Here is a 23,135-nt window from a genome sequence, read left to right on the forward strand (position 1 = left end):
TCACGGGGATTAAAGCGGAGGTCGGTCATGCGTATTCCGGCGCACTCGGTATGCACCGCGATCAGGGACGACATCGTCGCCGGTGTCTACGAGCGCGGCAGCCGCCTCACCGAGGAACTCCTCGCCCGCCGCTACGGCGTCTCCCGCGTCCCCGTCCGGGAGGCCCTGCGCACGCTGGAGGCCGAGGGCTTCGTGGTGACCCGGCGGCACGCGGGCGCGTGCGTGGCCGAACCCACCGAGCAGGAGGCCGCCGACCTGCTGGAGATGCGCATGCTCCTGGAGCCGCTCGGCGCCTCCCGGGCCGCCCAGCGGCGTACCGAGGCGCACCTCAAGGTGCTGCGCGGACTGGTCAGGCTAGGCCAGGAGCGGGCCAGACGGGGCAACAGCGACGACCTGCGGTCTCTGGGCGGCTGGTTCCACGAGACGCTCGCCCAGGCCTCCGGCAGCCCCGCGCTCGCCTCGATGCTGACCCAGCTGCGGCACAAGATCTCCTGGATGTACGCCGTGGACGCGCCGGCCGACCCCGTCGAGTCCTGGGCGGAGCACGGTGCGATCGTCGACGCGGTGGCCCGCGGCGACGGCGACCGCGCGCGTGCGGTCACGGCGCTGCACACCGAGCGCTCGACGGTCGCGCACCGGCTCCGTTTCGCCGGCCCGGGAGAGCGGCCGGAGCGTGTGAGGAACTCGCAACATCCCGTAAACATGCCGAGCCTGCGGCATTAACACGGGAGCCGTATACAAAGAGGAAGTAATTCGCGGGGGATTATTTCTGCTGCCTGCGACCGGGAATTCTCCGCACCTGCGCAGAAAACGGAAAGGGCCCGCCCGACGGAAATCGGACGAGCCCTTTCGTGGTGCCGTGAATCGGACGGCCCCGGTGAATCAGACGGTCTCGGGGAGCTCCTCGAGACCCTCGGAGACCAGCTTCGCCAGTCGGTCGAGGGCGACGTCCGCGCCCTCGGCGTCGGAGGCGAGCACGATCTCCTCGCCGCCCTGGGCGCCGAGGCCCAGAACCGCCAGCATGGAGGCCGCGTTGACGGGGTTGCCGTCGGCCTTGGCGATCGTCACGGGGATACCGGAGGCCGTGGCGGCCCGGACGAAGATGGAAGCGGGGCGGGCGTGAAGGCCCTCGGCCCAGCCGACGTTGACGCGGCGCTCAGCCATGTGATGCTGCCCTTCGGTGTTCAGGGTTGTCTAGACCAGTTTCCCACAACATGAAGTGTCTCCGGAGCGGACCTTCGTCCTGTCCGGGGTGGGTCGTCGGACCGCGGCCTCGGTCCGACTCCCGTCCTTGAGCGATCCTCTTGCGTTCTCCACAGACTGCCTCGCGCCGTTGTCGTACGCGAGCCGTAATCTGGGGCCCATGCAGAGCTCGCCGGACCGGCACGAGTACCCCGCACACTGGGAAGCCGACGTGGTGCTGCGCGACGGCGGCACCGCGCGCATCCGCCCCATCACCGTTGATGACGCCGAGCGCCTGGTCAGCTTCTACGAGCAGGTCTCCGACGAGTCGAAGTACTACCGCTTCTTCGCGCCGTACCCTCGCCTGTCCGCCAAGGACGTCCACCGCTTCACGCACCACGACTTTGTGGACCGGGTGGGTCTCGCAGCCACAGTCGGCGGCGAGTTCATCGCCACCGTACGCTACGACCGCATCGGCTCCGATGGAACGCCCGCGTCCGCACCGGCCGACGAGGCCGAGGTCGCCTTCCTCGTCCAGGACGCCCACCAGGGCCGGGGCGTCGCCTCCGCCCTCCTCGAACACATCGGCGCGGTCGCCCGCGAGCGCGGCATCCGCCGCTTCGCCGCCGAGGTGCTGCCCGCCAACAATAAGATGATCAAGGTCTTCACGGACGCCGGGTACACCCAGAAGCGCAGCTTCGAGGACGGCGTCGTCCGCCTGGAGTTCGACCTCGAACCCACCGACCGCTCCCTCGCCGTGCAGTACGCGCGCGAACAGCGCGCGGAGGGGCGGTCCGTGGAGCGGCTGCTCAAGCCCGGCTCGGTCGCCGTCGTCGGCGTCGGCCGCACCCCTGGCGGCGTGGGCCGCGGCATCCTCGGCAACATCAGGGACGCCGGGTTCACCGGCCGCCTCTATGCCGTGAACAAGGCCTTCACGGAGAAGGAACTCGACGGGGTGCCCGCCTACCGCTCCGTGCGGGACATCGACGGCCCCGTCGACCTCGCTGTCGTGGCCGTACCCGCCGAGCACGTCCCCCAGGTCGTCACCGAGTGCGGTGAGCACGGCGTGCAGGGCCTCGTCGTGATCTCCGCCGGGTACGCCGAGAGCGGCCCCGAGGGACGGGAGCGCCAGCGCGAACTCGTCCGGCACGCGCGCGCGTACGGCATGCGGATCATCGGGCCCAACGCCTTCGGGATCATCAACACCAGCCCCGACGTACGGCTGAACGCCTCCCTGGCCAACGAGACGCCCCGACCCGGCCGCATCGGGCTCTTCGCCCAGTCCGGCGCCATCGGCATCGCGCTGCTGTCCCGCCTGCACCGGCGCGGCGGCGGCGTCACCGGGGTCACCGGGGTGTCCACCTTCGTCTCCTCCGGCAACCGCGCGGACGTCTCCGGCAACGATGTCCTGCAGTACTGGTACGACGACCCGGACACCGACGTCGTCCTGATGTACCTGGAGTCCATCGGCAACCCGCGCAAGTTCACCCGCCTCGCCCGCCGCACCGCCGCCGCCAAGCCCCTGGTCGTCGTCCAGGGCGCCGGCTCCGCCCCGCAGGGCCACGCCGTACGGGCCACGCGGCTCCCTTACTCGACGGTGTCCGCGCTGCTCAGGCAGGCCGGTGTGATCCGGGTCGACACGATCACCGAGCTCGTCGACACCGGCCTGCTGCTCGCCCGGCAGCCCCTCCCGGGCGGCCCGCGCGTGGCGATCCTCGGCAACTCCGAGTCCCTGGGCCTGCTGACCTACGACGCATGCCTCTCCGAGGGGCTCCGGCCGCTGACCCCGCTGGATCTGACGACGGCCGCCTCGCCCGCGGACTTCCACACCGCCCTGTCGCGCGCGTTGGCGGACGACACCTGTGACGCGGTCGTCGTGACCGCGATACCCACCGTGGGGGAGGGCTCCGCCGGGGACGCGGCGCTCGCCGAGGCGCTCCGGTCGGCGGCCGAGCAGGTGCCGGGCAAGCCGGTGCTGGTCGTCCACGTCGAACTGGGCGGACTCGCGGCGGCACTGTCGGCCGCGACCAGTACCGCGCCACAGGCCGCGACGCCGAGCGCCTCCCATCCCTTCCGGGCCCTGGACCGCCTCGCCGTCAAACCCGCCGAAGAGACTCCTCGCAACTGCTCCCGCCTCATCCCCGCCTACCCCGCCGCCGAACGCGCGGTCCGGGCCCTCGGCGAAGCCGTGAAGTACGCCCAGTGGCGGCGCGAGGCCGCCGATCCCGGCAAGGTGCCCGAGTCCATCGACGCGGCCATCGACGAGAAGGGCGCCGCCGCTCTCATCGACAGCCTCCTCGCGCGCGGTCAGGGCCTCACCCTCGGCACCGAGGAGACCTGCGAACTCCTCGGCACGTACGGCATCCAGGTCCACCGCGCCCTGCCGGCGCCCACCCCCGACGATGCCGCCCGGGCCGCCCGCACCCTCGGCTACCCCGTCGCCCTCAAGGCCACCGCCCCGCACCTCAGGCACCGCGCCGACCTGGGCGGCGTACGCCTCGACCTCGCGGACGAGGAACAACTGCGGCGCGCGTACGCCGAGTTGACCGAACTGTTCGGGACGCCGGAGGAGCTGCGCCCGGTCGTGCAGCGGATGGCGCCACGCGGCGTGGACACGGTCGTACGGGCCGTCATCGACCCCGCAGCCGGTGCCGTGCTCTCCTTCGGACTCGCCGGGGCCGCCTCGCAGCTGCTCGACGACATCGCGCACCGGCTGATTCCGGTCACCGACCGCGAGGCGACCTCCCTGGTCCGCTCGATCCGGACCGCACCGCTCCTGTTCGGCTGGAGAGGTTCGGCGCCGGTCGACACGGCGGCGCTCGAAGAGCTGCTGCTCCGGGTCTCCCGCCTCGTCGACGACCATCCCGAGGTCGTCGCGGTCACCCTGGAACCGGTCGTCGTCGCCCCGCACGGCCTGAGCGTCCTCGGCGCCTCCGTCCGGCTGGCGCCCCCGCCCGCCCGCGACGACCTCGGTCCGCGGACCCTGCCCGCGTACTGAGAACACCCCTGAGCGGTGCCTCGCAGTCAGTGGTCCCCCGTAGGATGGGGGTCATGGCCAAGACCAGTACGACGACCCAGGGGCTGCGTGCGGCGATCGAGCGCAGCGGCTACTACCCGGCCCTCGTGGCCGAGGCGGTGGAGGCCGCCGTGGGCGGCGAGCCGATCCGGTCGTACCTGGTCCACCAGGAGACGACGTTCGACCAGAACGAGGTGCGGCGGCACGTCACCGTGCTCGTCCTCACCGGCAACCGCTTCATCGTCAGCCACACCGACGAGCAGGCCGCCGACAGCACCTCTCCGACGCCGTACGCCACGACCTCCACCGAGTCGGTCAAGCTTGGCCGGATCTCGTCCGTCGTGCTGAGCCGCGTGGTCGCCAACCCGGAGCAGTACCAGCCGGGCACCCTGCCGCGTGAGGTCGTCCTCACCATCGGCTGGGGCGCCGTCTCCCGTATCGACCTGGAGCCGGCGGCCTGCGGCGACCCCAACTGCGAGGCCGACCACGGCTACACGGGCAGCTCGACCGCCGACGACCTCAGCCTGCGCGTCAGCGAGGCCGGGGACGGCCCGGAGACGGTGCGCCAGGCCCTCGCCTTCGCGCAGTCCCTCTCCGAGGCGACCGCGGACGTCACCCGCTGATGTCCCAGCCCACCACCTGGGACCCCCATCCGGAACCCCTCGCCGTCGAGTCCGCGCCGCCGCCCCAGTACGGCAGCGGCTCCCTCGCCGACCTCCTGCCCACGCTGGCCGCGGGCATGGACGTACCCGGCACGACCGCGACGATCACCGAGCTGACCCCCGCCGACCGGAACTGCGTGTTCCTGATCGACGGCCTCGGCTGGGAGCAGCTGCGCGCCCACCCCGAGGAAGCGCCCTTCATGGCCTCGCTCCTCGGCAGCTCGCGCGGCGGCACCGGCCGTCCGCTGACCGCCGGCTACCCGGCGACCACCGCGACCTCCCTCGCCTCCGTCGGCACCGGCCTGCCGCCGGGCGCGCACGGACTGCCCGGCTACACCGTGCGCAATCCGGACACCGGCGAGCTGATGAACCAGCTGCGCTGGCAGCCGTGGACCTCTCCGCGCGTGTGGCAGCCGTATCCCACGATCTTCCAGCGCGCCCATGACGCGGGCGTGCACGCGGCGCAGGTGTCCTCGCCGACGTTCGAGAACACCCCGCTGACCAAGGTGGCGCTGAGCGGTGGCAAGTTCCTGGGCCGCCTGGCGGGCGAGGACCGGATGGACCTGGCGGCCGAGCAGCTGGCCGCCGCGGACCGCGCGCTGGTCTACACGTACTACGCCGAACTCGACGGCGCCGGCCACCGCTTCGGCGTCGACTCCGACAACTGGCGCGGCCAGCTGATGCACGTGGACCGCCTCGTGCAGCGCCTGGCGGAGCAACTGCCCCCGCGCACCGCCCTCTACGTCACCGCCGACCACGGCATGGTCGACGTCCCCTTCGACGAGCAGCACCGCATCGACTTCGACGAGGACTGGGAGCTGCGCGCCGGGGTCGCCCTGCTGGGCGGCGAGGGCCGGGCCCGCCATGTGTACGCGGTGCCGGGCGCCGAGAACGACGTGCTGACCTGCTGGCGCGAGGTGCTCGGCGAACAGTTCTGGGTGGCCTCGCGGGACGAGGCGATCGCGGCGGGCTGGTTCGGTCCGCAGATCGACGACCGGGTGTACGCGCGTCTCGGCGACGTGGTCGCGGCGGCGCGGGACGACGTCCTGATCATCGCGTCCGAGCGGGAGCCGAAGGAGTCGGCGATGGTCGGCAACCACGGTTCGATGACCCCTGCGGAGCAGCTGGTGCCGCTGCTGGAAGTACGCTCCTGAAGCCTCCGTCTGCCCTCCTCTCTTGCCGAAAGGTGCTCAACTCCCCATGCCCGAGCTGGTGTTCTTCTGCGGAACCATGGACTGCGGGAAGTCGACCCTGGCTCTCCAGATCGAGCACAACCGCTCCGCGCGCGGCCTCCAGGGCATGATCTTCACCCGTGACGACCGCGCGGGCGAGGGCAAGCTGTCCTCGCGTCTGGGCCTGGTGACGGACGCGGTGGAGGTCGAGGACGGCCAGGACCTGTACGCGTACCTGGTCGACCACCTCTCCCAGGGCGGCCGCGCGGACTACGTCATCGCCGACGAGGCCCAGTTCCTGGCCCCCGAGCAGATCGACCAACTCGCCCGTGTCGTCGACGACCTGAGCCTCGACGTCTACGCCTTCGGCATCACGACGGACTTCCGCTCCAAGCTGTTCCCCGGCTCCCAACGCCTCGTCGAACTGGCCGACCGCGTCGAGGTCCTCCAGGTCGAGGCCCTGTGCTGGTGCGGCGCCCGCGCCACCCACAACGCCCGCACGATAGGGGGCGAGATGGTCGTGGAGGGCGCCCAGGTGGTCGTCGGCGACGTCAACCAGGCGGAAGCCATCGGCTACGAGGTCCTGTGCCGCCGCCACCACCGCCGCCGCACGACCGCAGCCACGGCCCGCGCGGCCGCCTTGTCCCCGGATGTGCTGCCCGTCTCGTCCGTGTAGGCGGGGCCGGCGAACCGTCGTCGGTCGGCCCGAGCCTCAGTGGGGTTGCTCCACCACCGAGAACCTCGCTCCTTCCGGGTCGGCCACCGTGGCCACGCGGCCGTGGGGGCTGTTGTGGGCCGGTTGGAGGATGTGGCCGCCGAGGGCTGATACCCGGGTCAGGGTGGTGTCGGTGTCGGCGACCTCGAAGTAGGTCATCCAGTGGGGGCCGCGGTCGCGGGGGAGGGAGTTGCCGACGCCGTGGACGCCGGCCACCGGGTGATCGGCGACGTGGAGGGTGACGTAGTCGAGGTCGTCGGAGACCACCGGCTCCTCCTCGTAGCCGAACACCGTTTCGTAGAACTTGGTGACGCTCGCCGTTTCGAAGGTCATCAGCTCGTGCCACGCGGGGGTGCCCGGGACGCCGGAGACGCCGGTGCCGCGGTGTGCTCCGGCCTGCCAGATGCCGAAGACCGCGCCGGACGGATCGGAGCCGATGGCCAGGCGGCCCGCCTCGTCGGCGTCCAGCGGTCCGACACCGATCGTGCCGCCGCACAGCCGTACCGTCTCCGCGGTCAGGTCCACGTCGTCCGAGGCGAGGTAGGGCGTCCACGCGACCGGGAGGTGGCGGTCGGGCGGAAGTTGGCCGATTCCGGCGACCTCCTTGCCGTCCAGCAGGGCCCGGACGTAGGGGCCGAGTTGTTTGGGACCGGGTTGGAACTCCCAACCGAACAGTTCGCCGTAGAAGTCCTGGGTCGTGGTCAGCCCGTGCACCATCAGGCTCACCCAGCAGGGTGTGCCGGGCGCGTGCGGAGTGTGCGTCTCGCCGGTCATCGTCACTCTCTCCTCGCCCCCTCGCGGCGGCCGGCTCACCACCGCACTCCGGAACCCCGTGCCGATGCTCGCACCACCCGGGGCGCGGCGCGCTCCGGGCGCGCCGCCGCTCGATGGCCCATGTCCGCAGAATGCCCGGTGTGCGGTTTCCCGCCCGTTTCTGCGCGATTGCCCACGAGTGTCGATCGGCTGTACAGCATGTGCCCGATCCCGTACGCCTGGTGATCGGGCCTGCCCGGCGGAGCACAGTAGCCGGACATGGACGATGCGGCCACCCCGTACGCAAGGATGGTGGCCATGAACGCCATCATCTCCGCATCCGAACTCGCGAGCGAACTGGTGGGCGAGAACCCGCCTGTACTGCTCGACGTCCGCTGGCAGTTGAGCATGGCCAAGGCGACCGGTGAGCCGCCTTTCGACGGCCGCGCCGAGTACGCGGCCGGGCACCTCCCGGGCGCGGCCTTCGTGGACCTGGACAGGGAACTTGCCTCCGCCGCCGGTACCCGCGGCAGGCATCCGCTGCCCGATGTCGCGGAGTTCGGTGCCGCGATGCGCCGCGCGGGTGTGTCGTCCTCGAAACCGGTGGTCGTGTACGACGGCGGACAGGGCTGGGCGGCCGCCCGGGCGTGGTGGTTGCTGCGCTGGACGGGTCACCCGGACGTGCGGGTCCTCGACGGCGGGTTGCCGACCTGGAAGGGCCCCCTCCAGTCGTCCGTGCCGGGTCCGGCGCTCGCCGAGGGCGACTTCCAGCCGGTCCCGGGTGCCACGGGGCTGCTCGACGCGGACGCGGCGGCCGCGCTGGCCCGCTCGGGTGTGCTGTTCGACGCGCGCGCGGGGGAGCGGTACCGCGGGGAGGTCGAGCCGATCGACCGGGTCGGCGGGCACATCCCGGGAGCGGTGTCCGCGCCGACGAACGAGAACGTGGGGGCAGACGGGCGGTTCCTGCCCGCCGAGGAGCTCCACGCGCGCTTCAAGGCCCTCGGAGCGAGCGACGGCTCCGCGGTCGGCGTGTACTGCGGTTCGGGCGTCTCCGGGGCGCACGAGGTGCTGGCGCTGGCGGTCGCGGGGATCCCGGCGGCACTGTATGTGGGGTCCTGGTCGGAATGGTCCTCGGATCCGTCCCGACCGGTCGCCGTGGGCCCGGACCCGCAATAGCGCTACGGCCCGACGGCCCCGATCGGCGGCAGCCGTACAGCCCGAGGGGCCGCACCGAATCGGTGCGGCCCCTCGGGGACGTCTGTCGGGGACGTCGTACGGGCGGTCGCCCGGCTACTCCTGCTTTTTCCGCCGGGTCCCGAACACGATCTCGTCCCAGCTCGGGACCGCCGCGCGGCGGCCGGGGCGGACGCCGTCGGCCTCGGCCTGGCGGTCGGTGGAGCCGGTGAGGCGGTCGCGGTGGCTGCCGACCGAGCGGGGCATGAGGACGTCCGCGTAGGCCGAGCCGGCCGAGGCCGCCGGAGCCGGGGGCTCCTCCTCCACCGGTTCGTCGGCCGGTTCCTCCACGGGCGCGGGGGTGTCCGACGGGCGCTCCGGGACCACCAGGTCGCCCCGGAAGCTCGGCACCGCCTCCAGCAGGCTGGTCAGCGAGTCGCGCTCGCTCACCGCCTCCTCGACCGGTTCGGGCGTCGGCGCGGGCAGGCTCGGCCGCTCCAGGGCGCGGTCCAGCGGGCGGTCCCGGGGCAGCCGGGCGATCCGTGGGACGAACGGAAAGCTGGGCTCGGGCGCGACGAGGTCGTCGGACTCGCCGATCAGCGAGCGGGCCTCCTCGTCGACGGCCTGGACGAGCCGCCGCGGCGGGTCGTAGGTCCAGCTCGCCGAGTGCGGTTCGCCCGCGACCAGATAGACCAGCAGGACTTCCCAGGTGCCGTCGTCGCGGCGCCAGGAGTCCCACTGGACGGTGTCCTTGTCGGCGCCGCGCAGCAGCAGTCGCTCCTGGACGGCCTCGCCGAGTTGGGGGCCCGCGTTCTCGCCGGGCCGGCGGACGGGTGTCTTGCGGGCCCGCTCGGCCATGAACGCGCGCTCGGCGAGGACGGGGCCCTCGAAGCGGCGGACACGGTCGACGGGGATGCCGGCCATCTGCGCGACCTCTTCGGCCGTCGCACCGGCGCGTATACGTGCCTGAATGTCGCGGGGGCGGAGATGACTCTCCACCTCGATCTCGATCTGGCCGAGGCGGGGACGGTCGCCGCGTACCGCGGCGCGCAGACGCTCGTCAATCGGAAGCGTGTACTCCGTGCTGTCCGCAGCCTTCAGCACCAGCCGTGTGCCGTCATTCGAGACGGCCACGACACGCAGTTCGGGCATGGGGACCTCCCGGGTGGTGCCTGCCGACGTCACGTGCGTCGCTGCTTCCGCTAGTCGAGTGTGGCCTGCCCGGGTGCAGCCTGCCACAACCTTGCCGAGTTGCCCGGCGTGTCGGGCATGGACCCTGGGCCGCCGTTATGGCACGGTTACTTATTCGCAACGCTAAGTGACCAACTCCGTCACCCTGTGCAACTAGCCCCCTCCAGGCGGTCCTTGAAGGCCACGGACGCCCTGGCGGGAGACCGGACCCAGGGCTCGCAACAGTACTCCATTCGGACCACGTGCGTGGATTGGCGCGCCGCCCAACTTCTGGTGGCAGAGGGGACTTGGCCGTCTCCCGCGCGGTTCTACGGATCTTGAACGTGGCCTATCTCACGGAATCGCCAGAAATGGAACCATTGGTTTCGTGACAGGGGCCGGACCCCGCAACAGCCGCGACACCCGGGGGAGTTCACGGAGGGCACCGTCAACCGTGCCCGGGTGCCGTCACAGAGGAGAACGCCTGGTCCTCGAAGTCCGGCGTGGACACGCCCACTTCGACGAGCGAGCCCGACGCTACGACCCCAACACCCGCCGCAGGTAGTCGTTCTGGAACCGGCGATCAGGATCAAGGCGGTCCCGCAGCGCGGTGAACTCGCCGAAGCGCGGGTAGACGCCGGCGAAGTACCCGGCGTCGCGGGTGTGCACCTTGCCCCAGTGCGGCCGGCCCTCGTGCGCGGTGAAGATGCGCTCGGCCGCGGTGAAGTAGGCCTGATAAGGAGTGCCCTTGACCATGTGGACGGCGATGTACGCGCTGTCGCGGCCGGATGCCGTGGAGAGGGTGATGTCGTCGGCCGGTGCGGTGCGCACCTCGACCGGGAAGCTGACCTTCAGGCCGGAGCGTTCGACCATGGTCCGCAGTTCGCGCAGCGTCTCGGTGACGGCCGCGCGCGGGACGGCGTACTCCATCTCCACGAAACGCACCCGGCGCGGCGACGTGAAGACCTTGTACGGGATGTCCGTGTACGTGCGCGAGGACAGGGCCTTGCTGGAGATCCGGGCGATGGCCGGGACCGTCGCGGGCGCCGCGCGGCCGACCCACTGGGCCACCTGGAAGACGCCGTTGGAGAGGAACTCGTCCTCGATCCAGCCCTGGAGCTGCGGCACCGGCTTCTCCGGGCCCGCGCTGCGGTTGTTGCGCTTGGTGTTGGTGCTGCCGGTGTGCGGGAACCAGTAGAACTCGAAGTGCTCGTTCTCGGCCCACAGTTCGTCGAAGTCGGCGAGGACCCGGTCGAAGGGCATCGGCTCCTCGCGAGCCGTCAGCAGGAAGATCGGCTCCACGGCGAAGGTGATCGCGGTGACGATGCCGAGTGCGCCGAGGCCTGTCCGGGCCGCCGCGAAGACCTCGGGATTCTCCTTCTCGGAGCACGCGAGCACCGAACCGTCGGCCGTCACCAGCTCCAGCCCTCTGATCTGGGCGGCGATCGAAGCGGACTCGCGACCCGTGCCGTGGGTGCCGGTGCTGGTGGCGCCGGAGACGGTCTGCTCCATGATGTCGCCCATGTTCGTGAGCGACAGCCCCTCGCGCGCGAGAGCCATGTTGAGCCTCTTGAGCGGCGTACCGGCCTCGACCGTGACCGTCATGGCATCGCGGTCGATGTCGCGGATACCGGTCAACAGTTGAGGGCGGATCAACACACCGTCGGTGGCGGCGATCGACGTGAAGGAGTGCCCGGTGCCGACGGCCTTCACCTTCAGACCGTCCTCGGCCGCCTTCCGTACGGCGTCCGCGAGCTCCTCGACCGAGGCGGGAGTGACCTCCCGCGCGGGGCGTGCGGTGACGTTTCCGCCCCAGTTACGCCACGTGCCGTTCTTCCCGCTCGCTGTGCTGCTCAACGGTGCCTCCCCGACGCGGAGCCGGCCGCTTGAGCCGGCGGTACCCCAGGAAACCGACCGCGACCGCGACGGCTCCGGACACCGCCGGAACCCCGTACCCGGCGCGCGCCCCGGCCTCGTCGATGACCCAGCCGGCCGCGGAGGAGCCGAGTGCGACCCCGACCGCGAGCCCGGTACTGATCCAGGTCATGCCCTCGGTCAGCTGCGCGCGTGGTACGTGCTGCTCGATGAGGGACATCGTGGTGATCATCGTGGGAGCGATGGCCAGGCCCGCAACGAACAGCGCCACGGCCAGAAACGGCAAGTTTCCGACCAGTAGGAGGGGGATCATACTCACGGCCATCGCGCATATGCCCAGCAGCCAGCGAGGTTCGGGTGCCCCCTTGAAGTGCAGCAGCCCGAAGATGAGACCGGCCACACAGGAGCCCGCCGCGTACAGGGCGAGCACAACGCTCGCGGCGCCCTTGTGTCCCCGCTCGTCGGCGAAGGCCACGGTGACCACGTCGACCGCACCGAAGATGGCCCCGGTCGCCACGAAGGTGGCCACCAGGACCTGGAGCCCGGGGGAGCGCAGGGCGCTGCCGCCGGCACCGTGCTTCTCGCGCGGGTGCGGTGCGGGCTCGGTGGCGCGCTGCGCGGTCAGCCAGAAGACCCCGACCGCCAGGAAGCACGCGGCGAGCAGGGGCCCCGCCTCCGGGAACCACGCGGTCGACAGCCCGATGGAGATGATCGGCCCGAAGATGAAGCAGACCTCGTCGATCACCGACTCGAACGAGTACGCGGTGTGCAACTGAGGCGTCCCGCCGTACACAGCCGCCCACCGCGCGCGGATCATCGCGCCGATGCTCGGCACGCACCCGATGCCCGCGCTGAACACGTAGAGCGTCCAGTCCGGCCACCGGTAGTGGGCGGCGAACAGGAGCCCGGCCGCCGCGCCGAGCGCGATCAGCGTCACCGGCCGCAGCACCCGCCGCTGCCCGTGCTGGTCGACCAGCCGCGAGACCTGCGGACCCGCCACCGCGGCGGCCAGCGCCATGGTGGCCGACAGCGCGCCGGCCAGGCCGTACCGTCCGGTCAGCTGGGACACCATGGTCACCACGCCGATGCCCATCATCGACAGCGGCATCCGGCCGAGGAACCCCGCGGCGGAGAAGCCCTTGCTGCCGGGGGCGGCGAACAGGGCGAGGTAGGGACTCGGCACGAGGGTCTCCGGTCTGGACGGATCGGCTGTGGGTGCCGACAGTCCAGTAAGGCGTGAATGCGGCGGATACAGCTTACGAGTTAGGTGACCCTAATGCACCTGGCGGTCGGGATCCGGAACTCCGTCCCACACCCCACCGTTTTCCGGCTGTCAGTACCGGATGACAGGATCGACCCATGCGAGACGCGCTCGATGCCAGCCCCTACGACGCCCTGCTCCTGCTCTCGTTCGGCGGCCCCGAGGGCCCGGACGACGTCGTCCCGTTCCTGGAGAACGTGACGAGAGGGCGCGGCATCCCCAAGGAACGCCTGAAGGAAGTCGGACAGCACTACTTCCTGTTCGGCGGGGTCAGCCCCATCAACGACCAGAACCGCGCCCTGCTGGACGCCCTGCGCAAGGACTTCGTCGAGCACGGCCTGGACCTGCCGATCTACTGGGGCAACCGCAACTGGGCCCCGTACCTGACGGACACCCTGCGCGAGATGACCGCCGACGGCCACCGCCGCATCCTGGTCCTCGCCACCAGCGCGTACGCCTCGTACTCGGGCTGCCGCCAGTACCGGGAGAACCTCGCCGACTCGCTCGCGGCGCTCCAGGCCGAGGGCGTCGAGCTTCCGAAGATCGACAAGCTGCGGCACTACTTCAACCACGAGGGCTTCCTCGAGCCCATGATCGAGGGCGTGCTGCGGTCCCTCGCCGATCTTCCCGAGGACGTCCGGGACGGCGCCCACATCGCCTTCTCGACCCACTCGATCCCGAACGCCTCGGCGGACACCTCGGGCCCGGTGGAGGAGCACGGCGACGGTGGGGCGTACGTGAGGCAGCACCTGGAGGTCGCGCGGCTGATCGCCGACGCCGTCCGCGAGCGCACCGGCGTCGACCACCCGTGGCAGCTCGTCTACCAGTCCCGCTCGGGCGCCCCGCACATCCCGTGGCTGGAGCCGGACATCTGCGACCACCTGGAGGAGCGCCACGAGGCCGGCGCGCGCGCGGTGGTGATCGCTCCCATCGGCTTCGTCTCCGACCACATGGAGGTCCTGTACGACCTCGACACGGAGGCCGAGGCGAAGGCGGCGGAGCTGGGCCTGCCGATGCGGCGCTCGGCCACCGTGGGCGCCGACCCGCGGTTCGCGGCGGCGATCCGTGACCTGGTCCTGGAGCGTGCCGCGGTCGAGCGGGGCCAGGACGTCACCCCGTGTGCCCTCGGCGCGCTCGGCGCGAGCCACAACCTCTGCCCGGTCGGCTGCTGTCCCTCCCGTGCCCCCCGTCCCGCCGCCGCGGGCGTCGACAGCCCCTACGCGTGAGGAGCCCTGTGACTGCCCCGCTGCACACGGAACTGCTTCGGCTCGCCCAGGAGGCCGCCCACAAGGCCGGCGCCCTGCTGCGGGACGGCCGTCCGGCCGACCTCGCGGTGGCCGCCACGAAGTCCAGCCCCATCGACGTGGTCACCGAGATGGACATCGCCGCGGAGAAGCTGATCACCGACCTGATCTCCGCCCACCGCCCCGACGACGGCTTCCTCGGCGAGGAGGGCGCCTCCAGCGAGGGCACGAGCGGTGTCCGCTGGGTGATCGACCCCCTCGACGGCACGGTCAACTACCTGTACGGGCTGCCCACTTGGGCCGTCTCCATCGCCGCCGAGCAGCACGGCGAAACGGTCGTCGGAGTGGTGGCGGCCCCGATGCGCGGCGAGACGTACCACGCGGTCAAGGCCGAGGGCGCCTGGGCCACGGGCGCGTGGGAGGGCGAGCGCGCACTCGCCTGCCGTCCCGCCCCGCCCCTGGACCAGGCCCTGGTCTCCACGGGCTTCAACTACGTCCTGGAGGTCCGCGCCCACCAGGCCGAGGTCGCCCGGAAGCTGATCCCGCTCCTGCGCGACATCCGCCGCAGCGGCTCCGCGGCGGTGGACCTGTGCGACGTGGCGGCGGGCCGACTGGACGGCTACTACGAGCGCGGCCTGAACGCCTGGGACCTCGCTGCGGGCGACCTGATCGCCCGGGAGGCGGGCGCCCTGACCGGTGGGCGCCCCGGAGAGCGCCCCGCACGCGATCTGGCGATCGCGGCCACCCCGGGCGTCTTCGAGCCCCTCCAGCGGCTCCTGGAGGACTTCGGCGCCTGGCACGACTGACGGGGCGCGACAGAGCGCAAACCGACAGGGCGCAAACCAATGGGCCCCGGTGCTGGATTCACCGGGGCCCACTGTCCTGCTCAAAGCCGATCAGACGCTAAGCGCTGACCTCCACACCGTGTTCGGCGGCGAGCCGGCGCAGGTCGTCGAGTTCGCCCTGCTCCACCTCGACGAGGAAGTCGTCGCCCTCGTTGCGAGCCCGCGTCAGGTCGGTCTCCGTCGCCCTTATGCGCTGCAGAAGTCCTGCGGTGAATGCGTCCATGCTGCGCCCCCTCGTCCTGGGTCGTGGGTCGGTGGCACGGGGGTGTGCCGTTCGGAAGGGGCGATCACGCCTCCAGCAGATGCCCAGCGCTGCCCTGCTGGGCGGCGACGGCGCCGGACACCCACGCCCGCTCTGCGGAAAGCGGATTGCGGTGTACCGCATGGTGCTGCGGCACATGCAGAGCGTGATCGCGGGGTGTAAAGCCGTCCTCCCCCCGCTCTCTTCCACGGAAACCTCAACCGAGGGAGAAAATCTCGCATTCCCCGGCTTCACACCTGTCCTTCACCCGGCCCCACACCTGGGCTTCAGACGGCCGTTCCCCGCCTTACAGCCGACTTATGGCCGAAAAGGGCAGGATGGAGGTCAACACTCACCGAGCCCCTGCCCGCGTGCCCCGACAAGCGCTACGCGGGTGGACACAGGAAGGACAAGCGACGTGCGCGTACTCGTCGTCGAGGACGAGCAGCTGCTCGCCGATGCGGTGGCCACCGGACTGCGCCGGGAGGCCATGGCCGTCGACGTCGTGTACGACGGTGCGGCCGCCCTGGAGCGCATCGGCGTGAACGACTACGACGTGGTCGTCCTCGACCGCGACCTCCCGCTCGTGCACGGCGACGACGTCTGCCGCAAGATCGTCGAGCTCGGTATGCCCACGCGCGTGCTGATGCTCACCGCCTCCGGCGACGTCAGCGACCGGGTCGAGGGTCTGGAGATCGGCGCCGACGACTACCTGCCCAAGCCCTTCGCGTTCAGCGAGCTGACGGCACGCGTGCGTGCCCTCGGCCGCCGTACGAGCGTGCCGCTGCCGCCCGTCCTGGAGCGCGCCGGCATCAAGCTGGACCCGAACCGCCGCGAGGTCTTCCGCGACGGCAAGGAGGTGCAGCTCGCGCCCAAGGAGTTCGCCGTCCTGGAGGTGCTGATGCGCTCCGAGGGCGCGGTCGTCTCCGCGGAGCAGCTCCTGGAGAAGGCCTGGGACGAGAACACCGACCCGTTCACCAACGTCGTCCGGGTGACCGTCATGACCCTGCGCCGCAAGCTGGGCGAGCCGCCCGTCATCGTCACCGTGCCCGGCTCCGGCTACCGGATCTGATCGCCGTGGCCGCGACCCCCGCGCCTCCCGAGGCACCTCCGAAGCCCACCTGGGACCCGCGGCGGCCGGAGCCGCCGTTCCCCTGGCTGCGTCCCACCATCCGCATACGGCTGACCCTGCTGTACGGCGGCATGTTCCTGATCGCCGGCATCCTGCTGCTGTCGATCATCTACCTGCTGGCCGCGCAGGCCCTTCACGAGGGCAGTGGCCCGTCCTTCGAGGTGACCGGGAGCAACCTCGACATAACCAGTTCCACCTGCCCCCTGCTGGAGACCGCCACCACGCAGAACCAGTTCAACGACTTCCTCAAGCAGTGCGACGCGACGCAGCGCAACCACGCGCTGGACGATCTCCTCAGCCGTTCCCTCCTCGCCCTCCTCGGCCTGGCGATCATCGCTTTCGCGTTCGGCTACGCCATGGCCGGCCGGGTGCTGTCGCCGCTCGGCCGGATCACCCGGACCGCGCGCGCGGTGGCCGGCTCGGACCTGGCCCGGCGGATCGAGCTGGACGGCCCGGACGACGAGCTGAAGGAACTGGCCGACACCTTCGACGAGATGCTGGAACGCCTGGAGCGGGCCTTCACGGCCCAGCAGCGTTTCGTCGGCAACGCCTCGCACGAGCTGAGAACGCCCCTGGCGATCAACCGCACACTCCTGGAGGTGCATCTCTCCGACCCCGGGGCACCGATGGAGCTCCAGCAGCTCGGCAAGACGCTGCTGGCCACCAACGAGCGCAGCGAGCAGCTCGTGGAGGGCCTGCTGCTGCTCGCCCGCAGCGACAACCAGATCGTCGAGCGCAAGCCTGTGGACCTCGCCGAGGTCGCCGAGCAGGCCGTGGACCAGGTGCACGCCGAGGCCACGGCCAAGGGCGTGGTGATCCGGGGCGAGCAGAAGCCCGCGGTCGTCCAGGGCAACGGCGTACTGCTGGAGCGGATCGCGCTGAACCTCGTGCAGAACGCCGTGCGGTACAACGTGCCGGAGGACGGCTGGGTCGAGGTCACCACCGAGGTCCAGCACGGTTCCGCGGTCCTGGTCGTGTCCAACACGGGCCCGGTCGTGCCGGCGTACGAGATCGACAATCTCTTCGAGCCGTTCAAGCGGCTGCGGGGCGCCGATCGCACCGGCAGCGACAAGGGCGTCGGACTCGGTCTGTCCATCGTCCGCTCGGTGGCCCGGGCGCACGGCGGGCACATCTACGCACAGCCGCGCGAGGGAGGAGGACTCGTGATGCGGGTCACCCTTCCGATCTGAGATCATGTCGCCGACACACGGGGATGTTCGCTTTGCGCGGAATTTTCTGGGCACTCGTCGAGCCGTCCCGTGTGTGATCGATCACAAGGGCGAAATTCAGGCCATCTACTGTCGGTGATCAAGAATGCTGCCGGAAAGCCGGGAAAGTCCGGGTTTTCGGGGGCCCTGATCACGGGAAGTACACGGTGAGACGCCTTTGAAGTGCGGCATTCGGACCGTGTACGGTCCCCATCGCCATCCCAGCCGATCACTCATGAGGAGTCCGGTTGGGTGTCGATTGAGTAACAGACCTTGATGTGAGGCAAAATCTCCGCCTCGGGTCGGGCACAAGTCCGGCCTCTCACGCGTTACGTGCGCTGGAGACACCGCAGACACCCAGAGGGGGAGAGCGACATGGCAACGGATTACGACACCCCACGCAAGACCGACGACGACGTCGACTCGGACAGCCTTGAAGAGCTGAAGGCCAGGCGGAACGACAAGTCGACGTCAGCAGTGGACGTCGACGAGTTCGAGGCCGCCGAAGGCCTGGAGCTGCCCGGCGCGGACCTCTCGAACGAGGAGTTGGCCGTCCGGGTGCTGCCCAAGCAGCAGGACGAGTTCACCTGCATGAGCTGCTTCCTGGTGCACCACCGCAGTCAGCTGGCCCGCGAGAAGAACGGTCAGCCGATCTGCCGCGACTGCGACTGAGGACGGGTCGGCCGTGACTGGCTCGACCCCTCCCTGGAAGCGCCGCTCCCCCCTGCCGGGAGCGGACCAAGGGCCGTCCGACGGCCCTCACGGTGCGCGTGACGACGGGCGGGGCTCATCAGGTACGGGAGCCTCGCTCGAACCCGCGGCCGGCCGGGGTGACCTCCCGGCGTCCGCGGACCATCCCGCGCCCGTCGCCAGGCGACGGGTCGCGGTGATGCGCGAGAAGGTCGGGGAGGGCGTCCGCAGAGGCGGCAGCCGCGCCAGGGCAGGCCTGGCGTACCTCGCCGACCGGATCATCGACAACGCCCCGCGGATCCCCGTACGCGACCTCTCGACGCTCCGCAGGCAGTTCCCGGGCCTCGGACCCGAGCAGCTCGCCGACAAGCTCGTGGCGGGCGCCGCAAACGCGTCCTCGACCGTCGGCGCCGGGATCGGCGCGGCGGCGATGCTGCCCGTCCCGCCGGCGATGCCGACGGAGCTGGCCGCGGAGATCACCGGGGTCGCGGCGATCGAGCTGAAGATGATCGCCGAGCTCCACGAGGTCTACGGCGTGCGGCCGCCGGGCGGTCTGAAGGACCGCAGCACCGCGTATCTGAACTCGTGGTCGGGAGAGCGCGGCATCGACGTGACCAAGCCGTCGACGATCAACTCCGCCCTCGGCGGCCCGATGAAAGCGCAGCTGCGGCAGCAGATCATGAAGCGGATGGTCCGGAACCTGCCGAACCTGATGCCGTTCATGGTCGGCGCGGCCGTCGGAGCGGTCATGAACCGCAGAGACACCAAGAAGCTCGCGGCACGCATCCGCGCGGACCTGCGGAAGACCCAGGTGCCCTGGGACGCGCTGGATGCGCTCCCGCCGCTGGAGACGCCGGCGGACCCCCTGGCGATCGGGGACATCGCGAAGGAACTCGGGCGGGGACACGGCGAGGGCCATGGCTCCGGCGAGGGCCGCGAGACCCGGTAAGAGTTCCGTGAGAGTCCTCGGCCCGCGGGACCCCCGGACGACCTCCCCGCGGGGTGAAACCTCGCGAGAACGTTCTAGGCGGCGTCCCGGGCCTGCTTGATCGCCTCCGCCAGCCGCTCCGGCTCTCGCGTCGACAGGTACAGGTACGGCGTCGGGTCCTCGGGGTCCGTGACCTCCACGCGCAGGGCCGTGGGGATGTAGGCGCGCAGCAGCAGGAAGGCGCGGGTGTCGGCCTTGTACGTGCGCCAGGCGCGCGCCTCCTCCGCGTCCAGCACCTCCGCCGCACCCAGCGCCGTGACCGGGATCTTCGCCTCGCCGGCGATCAGCGAGCCGCCCACGACACGGATGCGCGGCGAGCCGTACGAACTGGCGACGACCGCCGCGGCCGCGGTGCCGCCGACCAGGCCGCCGAGCAACGGCAGCGTGCCGAACGGCAGCAGGATCAGGGCGAAGGAGACCCCCACCAGGAACGAGATGAACCACCACGAGCGGGGGGCGGTGAGGCGTTCTTCGTACGGGGTGGCGGAGAGCTGCATGAAGCCAAGCTTGGCACGGTGTTAGAAGAGGGCCGACGCGCGGGTAAGGTCTGCGCCTGTGAGTGGTAGTTCCGCAGCTCTTAAGCCTCCCGCCGACGCCGTGCCGCCGGTGCGTCACCCCGACGCGCCCGCACCCGGCGAGCTCCTCGGCGCGCACTACGGCCAGTGCTTCGGCTGTGGCGGCGAGCAGGCCCACGGGCTGCATCTGGCGGCCCGGGCCGCCGAAGGCGTCCGCGTCACCGCCGAGTTCACCGTGCGGCCCGCCCACCAGGGCGCCCCCGGCCTCGCGCACGGCGGCGTGCTCGCCACCGCCCTCGACGAGACCCTCGGCTCGCTGAACTGGCTGCTGCGCACCATCGCGGTGACCGGACGGCTGGAGACCGACTTCGCGCGGCCCGTCCCCGTGGACACGGTGCTGTACCTGGAGGCCGAGGTGACGGCCGTCGCCGGGCGGAAGATCTACTCGACCGCCACCGGACGCATCGGCGGCCCCGACGGCCCCGTCGCCGTCCGCGCCGAGGCGCTCTTCATCGAGGTGAAGGTCGACCACTTCATCGACAACGGCCGCCCCGAGGAGATCCAGGCGGCCATGAGCGACCCGGACCAGGTCCGGCGTGCCCGTGCCTTCGAGGTGAACCCGTGAGCCGTGAGCCCCTGAACGTACTGATCCGGCGCGTCGACCCCGACGTACCGCTTCCGTCGTACGAGCACCCCGGTGACGCGGGAGCCGATCTGCGCACCACCGAAGGCTGTGAACTGAAGCCGGGTGAACGGGCCGTGCTGCCCACGGGGGTGTCTGTGGCGCTCCCTGAGGGGTACGCGGCCTTCGTGCACCCCCGATCCGGCCTCGCCGCCCGCTGCGGTGTCGCTCTCGTGAATGCCCCGGGGACGGTTGATGCCGGGTACCGTGGGGAGATCAAGGTGATCGTGGTGAATCTCGATCCGCGCGAGTCGGTGCGGTTCGAGCGCTTCGACCGGATTGCCCAACTGGTCGTCCAGCAGGTCGAGCGGGTCCGCTTCCAGGAGGTCGCGGAACTTCCCGACTCGGCGCGGGCCGAAGGGGGCTTCGGGTCCACCGGAGGCCATGCCGCGGTGGCCGGGGCAAGCAGCACAAACGGTCAGGCCGCCGTCGGCGGCCGGGCGGGTGGGAATCGATACGCTTCGGTCGTATCCGACCGGGAAGGACAGTGACGTGTTCGGACGTCGCAAGAATAAGGATGCCGCCGACGGCGCGGCCGGCGAGGCCGAGCAGGTCGTCGACAGTGTCGGCGCTGAGGCGGACGAAGACGGTGCGCGCGAGCGCGTGAGGCTCGAGCCCGAGCCCCGGCCCGACGGGCCCTGGGACGACACCGAGGTGCGCGAGCCCGGCGAGGGCCGGGTGGACCTGGGCGGTCTCTTCGTACCCGGCGTGGACGGCATGGAGCTGCGGGTCGAGGTCGCGGGTGACGCGATCGTCGCGGCCACCGTGGTGCTGCGCGACAGCGCCGTCCAGTTGCAGGCCTTCGCCGCGCCCAAGCGCGAGGGCATCTGGGGCGAGGTGCGCGAGGAGATCGCGACCGGCATCACCCAGCAGGGCGGCATCGTCGACGAGGTCGAGGGTCCCCTCGGCTGGGAGCTGCGGGCCCAGGTGCCGGTGCAGCTGCCGGACGGCACGGGCGGCTTCCAGGTCGTGCGGTTCGTCGGTGTGGACGGCCCCCGCTGGTTCCTGCGCGGGGTGATCTCGGGCCAGGGCGCGGTGCAGCCGCAGGCGGCCGGCCTGCTCGAGCAGATCTTCCGGGACACGGTCGTGGTCCGCGGCGAGGGCCCGATGGCGCCCCGCGACCCGATCGTCCTCAAGCTGCCGAACGACGCCCAGATGGTCCCCGAGGGTGTCCAGCAGCAGGACGAGAGCTCCCGCTTCTCCGGCGGCATGGGCCAGCTCCAGCGCGGACCGGAGATCACCGAGGTGCGCTGAGCCTCGTAGAACCACAAGGGCCGCATCCCTGACCGGGGGTGCGGCTCTTTCTCGTGCGTGAACCTCGTGCGCGGACCCTTGACGGCGCATTGGTCTGTACCTACCGTCTCGGCTCAACGCGTCTGTTCATAAAGGCGCTTCGCGTTCACATACGAGAACGGAAGGCCCCCACGCATGCGCAGAACCGCTCTTCTCGCAGCCGTCGCCGCCCTCGTCGCCGGTGTCCTCTCCTGGCCCGCCGGTGCCGCGCCCACCGCCCCCGCCACCTTCGCCCATCCCGGAGTCACCGTCTCCAAAGGGCAGTTGGACTTCGCCCGGAGCAAGGTCGACGCCGGCGCCCAGCCCTGGAAGGGCGCCTTCGACCGGATGATGGCGAGCAGGTACGCCGATCTGAACCGCACGCCCAAGCCGCGCGCGGTCGTCGAGTGCGGCTCGTACTCGAACCCCAACTACGGCTGCACCGACGAGCGCGAGGACGCCATAGCCGCGTACACCCACGCTCTGGCCTGGTACATCACCCGTGACGAGCGCTACGCGAAGAAGTCGATCCAGCTGATGGACGCCTGGTCCGCGGTGATCACCGACCACACCAACAGCAACGCGCCCCTCCAGACCGGCTGGGCCGGCTCCTCCTGGCCCAAGGCCGCCGAGATCATCAAGCACACGTACCCGGGCGGCTGGGCGGGCTCCGGGCGCTTCGGGACGATGCTCCGGAACGTCTACCTGCCCGAGATCATCAACGGCTCCAACTCCAACGGCAATTGGGAGCTGTCGATGATGGAGGCCGCCGTAGGCATCTCCGTCTTCCTGGAGGACCGGACGTCCTACGACAAGGCCATGGCCAAGTTCCGTACGCGTACCGCCGCCTATGTCTACCTCGCCTCCGACGGCGAGCTGCCGAAGACCGTGCCGAGCCAGAACCTCGACACCCGGGACAAGGTCGTCAGGTACTGGCAGGGGCAGTCCACCTTCGTCACCGGGCTGACCCAGGAGACCTGCCGAGACTTCACGCACACCGGGTACGGCGTCTCCGCGATCTCGCACATCGCCGAGACCAGCCGGATCCAGGGGCAGGACCTCTACGGCACCGACGTGGGGGAGCGGCTGCGGCAGGCGCTCGGGTTCCAGGCGAAGTACGAGCTGGGTACGGCCGTGCCGAGCTGGCTGTGCGGGGGATCGCTGAAGCTGGGGCTCGGGCCGGTCACCGAGGTCGGCTACAACGCCCTGCACAACAGGCTTGGCATGGGCATGACTAACACGCAGACACTGACCGAGCGCAACCGCCCGGCCGGCAGCAACAACCTCTTCGTCGCCTGGGAGACCCTCACCCACGGGGACAATCCGAGCTGACCGACCG

General features: G+C 71.0%; 23 protein-coding genes. 16 read left to right on the forward strand and 7 right to left on the reverse strand.

Annotated elements, in window-relative coordinates; translation table 11 throughout:
• Window positions 1-27: 27 nt before the first annotated feature.
• Entirely contained in the window at window positions 28-723 is a 696-nt protein-coding gene (locus ABKA17_RS10760) for a GntR family transcriptional regulator (RefSeq protein WP_353691723.1), read from the forward strand.
• Window positions 724-882: 159 nt separating this feature from the next.
• Here the strand turns inward: ABKA17_RS10760 and ABKA17_RS10765 are convergent, their stop codons facing one another.
• Entirely contained in the window at window positions 883-1,164 is a 282-nt protein-coding gene (locus ABKA17_RS10765; RefSeq protein ID WP_353691724.1) for an HPr family phosphocarrier protein, read from the reverse strand.
• Between the two features lie 199 nt (window positions 1,165-1,363).
• On the opposite strand from ABKA17_RS10765, the gene ABKA17_RS10770 reads away from it, so the two are divergent.
• From ABKA17_RS10770 to ABKA17_RS10785, 4 genes are read left to right on the forward strand one after another with little or no spacing between them, the layout of a single operon-like run.
• Window positions 1,364-4,180: a bifunctional acetate--CoA ligase family protein/GNAT family N-acetyltransferase gene (locus ABKA17_RS10770; RefSeq protein WP_353691725.1), complete on the forward strand. Its 2,817-nt coding sequence runs from the start codon at window positions 1,364-1,366 to the stop codon at window positions 4,178-4,180.
• A gap of 53 nt (window positions 4,181-4,233) precedes the next feature.
• Window positions 4,234-4,821 (forward strand): DUF5998 family protein, encoded by a 588-nt coding sequence (locus tag ABKA17_RS10775; protein ID WP_353691726.1) that lies wholly within the window; start codon window positions 4,234-4,236, stop codon window positions 4,819-4,821.
• Window positions 4,821-6,014: an alkaline phosphatase family protein gene (locus ABKA17_RS10780; RefSeq protein ID WP_353691727.1), complete on the forward strand. Its 1,194-nt coding sequence runs from the start codon at window positions 4,821-4,823 to the stop codon at window positions 6,012-6,014. The genes ABKA17_RS10775 and ABKA17_RS10780 overlap by 1 nt, the downstream gene beginning before the upstream one ends.
• Before the next feature lie 46 nt (window positions 6,015-6,060).
• Complete coding sequence (locus ABKA17_RS10785; RefSeq protein ID WP_353691728.1) at window positions 6,061-6,708, forward strand: thymidine kinase; 648 nt, start codon at window positions 6,061-6,063, stop codon at window positions 6,706-6,708.
• Window positions 6,709-6,744: 36 nt separating this feature from the next.
• On the opposite strand, the gene ABKA17_RS10790 is transcribed toward ABKA17_RS10785, so the two are convergent.
• Window positions 6,745-7,521 (reverse strand): VOC family protein, encoded by a 777-nt coding sequence (locus ABKA17_RS10790; protein WP_353691729.1) that lies wholly within the window; start codon window positions 7,519-7,521, stop codon window positions 6,745-6,747.
• 297 nt (window positions 7,522-7,818) lie between these two features.
• Between ABKA17_RS10790 and ABKA17_RS10795 the strand changes: the two genes are divergently transcribed.
• Window positions 7,819-8,676, forward strand: coding sequence for a sulfurtransferase (locus ABKA17_RS10795; protein WP_353691730.1), 858 nt, complete (start codon window positions 7,819-7,821; stop codon window positions 8,674-8,676).
• Window positions 8,677-8,790: 114 nt separating this feature from the next.
• Here ABKA17_RS10795 and sepH read toward each other — a convergent pair whose 3' ends face one another.
• The 3 genes from sepH to ABKA17_RS10810 form a co-directional block, all read right to left on the reverse strand.
• Window positions 8,791-9,825, reverse strand: coding sequence for a septation protein SepH (gene sepH, locus ABKA17_RS10800; RefSeq protein WP_353691731.1), 1,035 nt, complete (start codon window positions 9,823-9,825; stop codon window positions 8,791-8,793).
• A gap of 555 nt (window positions 9,826-10,380) precedes the next feature.
• A complete protein-coding gene (locus ABKA17_RS10805; protein ID WP_353691732.1) occupies window positions 10,381-11,700 on the reverse strand; it encodes a D-arabinono-1,4-lactone oxidase in 1,320 nt (439 codons plus the stop codon).
• Complete coding sequence (locus tag ABKA17_RS10810; RefSeq protein WP_353691733.1) at window positions 11,660-12,901, reverse strand: MFS transporter; 1,242 nt, start codon at window positions 12,899-12,901, stop codon at window positions 11,660-11,662. The genes ABKA17_RS10805 and ABKA17_RS10810 overlap by 41 nt, the downstream gene beginning before the upstream one ends.
• A 176-nt stretch (window positions 12,902-13,077) precedes the next feature.
• Between ABKA17_RS10810 and ABKA17_RS10815 the strand changes: the two genes are divergently transcribed.
• Window positions 13,078-14,205: a ferrochelatase gene (locus ABKA17_RS10815; RefSeq protein ID WP_353691734.1), complete on the forward strand. Its 1,128-nt coding sequence runs from the start codon at window positions 13,078-13,080 to the stop codon at window positions 14,203-14,205.
• 8 nt (window positions 14,206-14,213) lie between these two features.
• A complete protein-coding gene (locus tag ABKA17_RS10820; protein WP_353691735.1) occupies window positions 14,214-15,029 on the forward strand; it encodes an inositol monophosphatase family protein in 816 nt (271 codons plus the stop codon).
• A gap of 97 nt (window positions 15,030-15,126) precedes the next feature.
• Here the strand turns inward: ABKA17_RS10820 and ABKA17_RS10825 are convergent, their stop codons facing one another.
• Window positions 15,127-15,291, reverse strand: coding sequence for a hypothetical protein (locus ABKA17_RS10825; RefSeq protein ID WP_020121920.1), 165 nt, complete (start codon window positions 15,289-15,291; stop codon window positions 15,127-15,129).
• A 436-nt stretch (window positions 15,292-15,727) separates the two neighbouring features.
• Here ABKA17_RS10825 and ABKA17_RS10830 point away from each other — a divergent pair, with 436 nt between their 5' ends.
• From ABKA17_RS10830 to ABKA17_RS10845, 4 genes are all read left to right on the forward strand, one after another.
• Window positions 15,728-16,381, forward strand: coding sequence for a response regulator transcription factor (locus ABKA17_RS10830; RefSeq protein WP_007385219.1), 654 nt, complete (start codon window positions 15,728-15,730; stop codon window positions 16,379-16,381).
• 5 nt (window positions 16,382-16,386) lie between these two features.
• Window positions 16,387-17,631, forward strand: coding sequence for a sensor histidine kinase (locus tag ABKA17_RS10835; RefSeq protein WP_353691736.1), 1,245 nt, complete (start codon window positions 16,387-16,389; stop codon window positions 17,629-17,631).
• A 393-nt stretch (window positions 17,632-18,024) separates the two neighbouring features.
• Window positions 18,025-18,321 (forward strand): DUF4193 domain-containing protein, encoded by a 297-nt coding sequence (locus ABKA17_RS10840; protein WP_005481602.1) that lies wholly within the window; start codon window positions 18,025-18,027, stop codon window positions 18,319-18,321.
• 13 nt (window positions 18,322-18,334) lie between these two features.
• Entirely contained in the window at window positions 18,335-19,288 is a 954-nt protein-coding gene (locus tag ABKA17_RS10845) for a hypothetical protein (RefSeq protein ID WP_353691737.1), read from the forward strand.
• A 74-nt stretch (window positions 19,289-19,362) separates the two neighbouring features.
• Here the strand turns inward: ABKA17_RS10845 and ABKA17_RS10850 are convergent, their stop codons facing one another.
• Window positions 19,363-19,824, reverse strand: a complete 462-nt coding sequence (locus ABKA17_RS10850) for a DUF3093 domain-containing protein (RefSeq protein WP_353691738.1) — start codon at window positions 19,822-19,824, stop codon at window positions 19,363-19,365.
• A gap of 58 nt (window positions 19,825-19,882) precedes the next feature.
• Between ABKA17_RS10850 and ABKA17_RS10855 the strand changes: the two genes are divergently transcribed.
• The 4 genes from ABKA17_RS10855 (at window position 19,883) to ABKA17_RS10870 (ending at window position 23,128) form a co-directional block, all read left to right on the forward strand.
• Window positions 19,883-20,467: a PaaI family thioesterase gene (locus ABKA17_RS10855; RefSeq protein ID WP_353691739.1), complete on the forward strand. Its 585-nt coding sequence runs from the start codon at window positions 19,883-19,885 to the stop codon at window positions 20,465-20,467.
• A complete protein-coding gene (dut, locus tag ABKA17_RS10860) occupies window positions 20,464-21,015 on the forward strand; it encodes a dUTP diphosphatase (protein WP_353691740.1) in 552 nt (183 codons plus the stop codon). Before ABKA17_RS10855 ends, dut begins: the two co-directional genes overlap by 4 nt.
• Window position 21,016: 1 nt before the next feature.
• Entirely contained in the window at window positions 21,017-21,778 is a 762-nt protein-coding gene (locus tag ABKA17_RS10865) for a DUF3710 domain-containing protein (RefSeq protein ID WP_353691741.1), read from the forward strand.
• A gap of 174 nt (window positions 21,779-21,952) precedes the next feature.
• Window positions 21,953-23,128: an alginate lyase family protein gene (locus tag ABKA17_RS10870; RefSeq protein ID WP_353691742.1), complete on the forward strand. Its 1,176-nt coding sequence runs from the start codon at window positions 21,953-21,955 to the stop codon at window positions 23,126-23,128.
• Window positions 23,129-23,135 lie beyond the last annotated feature (7 nt).

The sequence above is a fragment of the Streptomyces sp. RG80 genome, from assembly GCF_040446465.1.
Classification (GTDB): Bacteria; Actinomycetota; Actinomycetes; order Streptomycetales; family Streptomycetaceae; genus Streptomyces.

Coding starts and splice junctions, on each gene's coding strand:
- ABKA17_RS10765 (WP_353691724.1), bottom strand. CDS start 1,164: ATGGCTGAGCGCCGCGTCAACGTCGGCTGGGCCGAGGGCCTTCACGCC.
- ABKA17_RS10795 (WP_353691730.1), top strand. CDS start 7,819: ATGAACGCCATCATCTCCGCATCCGAACTCGCGAGCGAACTGGTGGGC.
- ABKA17_RS10760 (WP_353691723.1), top strand. CDS start 28: ATGCGTATTCCGGCGCACTCGGTATGCACCGCGATCAGGGACGACATC.
- ABKA17_RS10870 (WP_353691742.1), top strand. CDS start 21,953: ATGCGCAGAACCGCTCTTCTCGCAGCCGTCGCCGCCCTCGTCGCCGGT.
- ABKA17_RS10770 (WP_353691725.1), top strand. CDS start 1,364: ATGCAGAGCTCGCCGGACCGGCACGAGTACCCCGCACACTGGGAAGCC.
- ABKA17_RS10840 (WP_005481602.1), top strand. CDS start 18,025: ATGGCAACGGATTACGACACCCCACGCAAGACCGACGACGACGTCGAC.
- ABKA17_RS10825 (WP_020121920.1), bottom strand. CDS start 15,291: ATGGACGCATTCACCGCAGGACTTCTGCAGCGCATAAGGGCGACGGAG.
- ABKA17_RS10790 (WP_353691729.1), bottom strand. CDS start 7,521: ATGACCGGCGAGACGCACACTCCGCACGCGCCCGGCACACCCTGCTGG.
- ABKA17_RS10780 (WP_353691727.1), top strand. CDS start 4,821: ATGTCCCAGCCCACCACCTGGGACCCCCATCCGGAACCCCTCGCCGTC.
- ABKA17_RS10850 (WP_353691738.1), bottom strand. CDS start 19,824: ATGCAGCTCTCCGCCACCCCGTACGAAGAACGCCTCACCGCCCCCCGC.
- sepH (WP_353691731.1), bottom strand. CDS start 9,825: ATGCCCGAACTGCGTGTCGTGGCCGTCTCGAATGACGGCACACGGCTG.
- ABKA17_RS10815 (WP_353691734.1), top strand. CDS start 13,078: ATGCGAGACGCGCTCGATGCCAGCCCCTACGACGCCCTGCTCCTGCTC.
- ABKA17_RS10775 (WP_353691726.1), top strand. CDS start 4,234: ATGGCCAAGACCAGTACGACGACCCAGGGGCTGCGTGCGGCGATCGAG.
- ABKA17_RS10785 (WP_353691728.1), top strand. CDS start 6,061: ATGCCCGAGCTGGTGTTCTTCTGCGGAACCATGGACTGCGGGAAGTCG.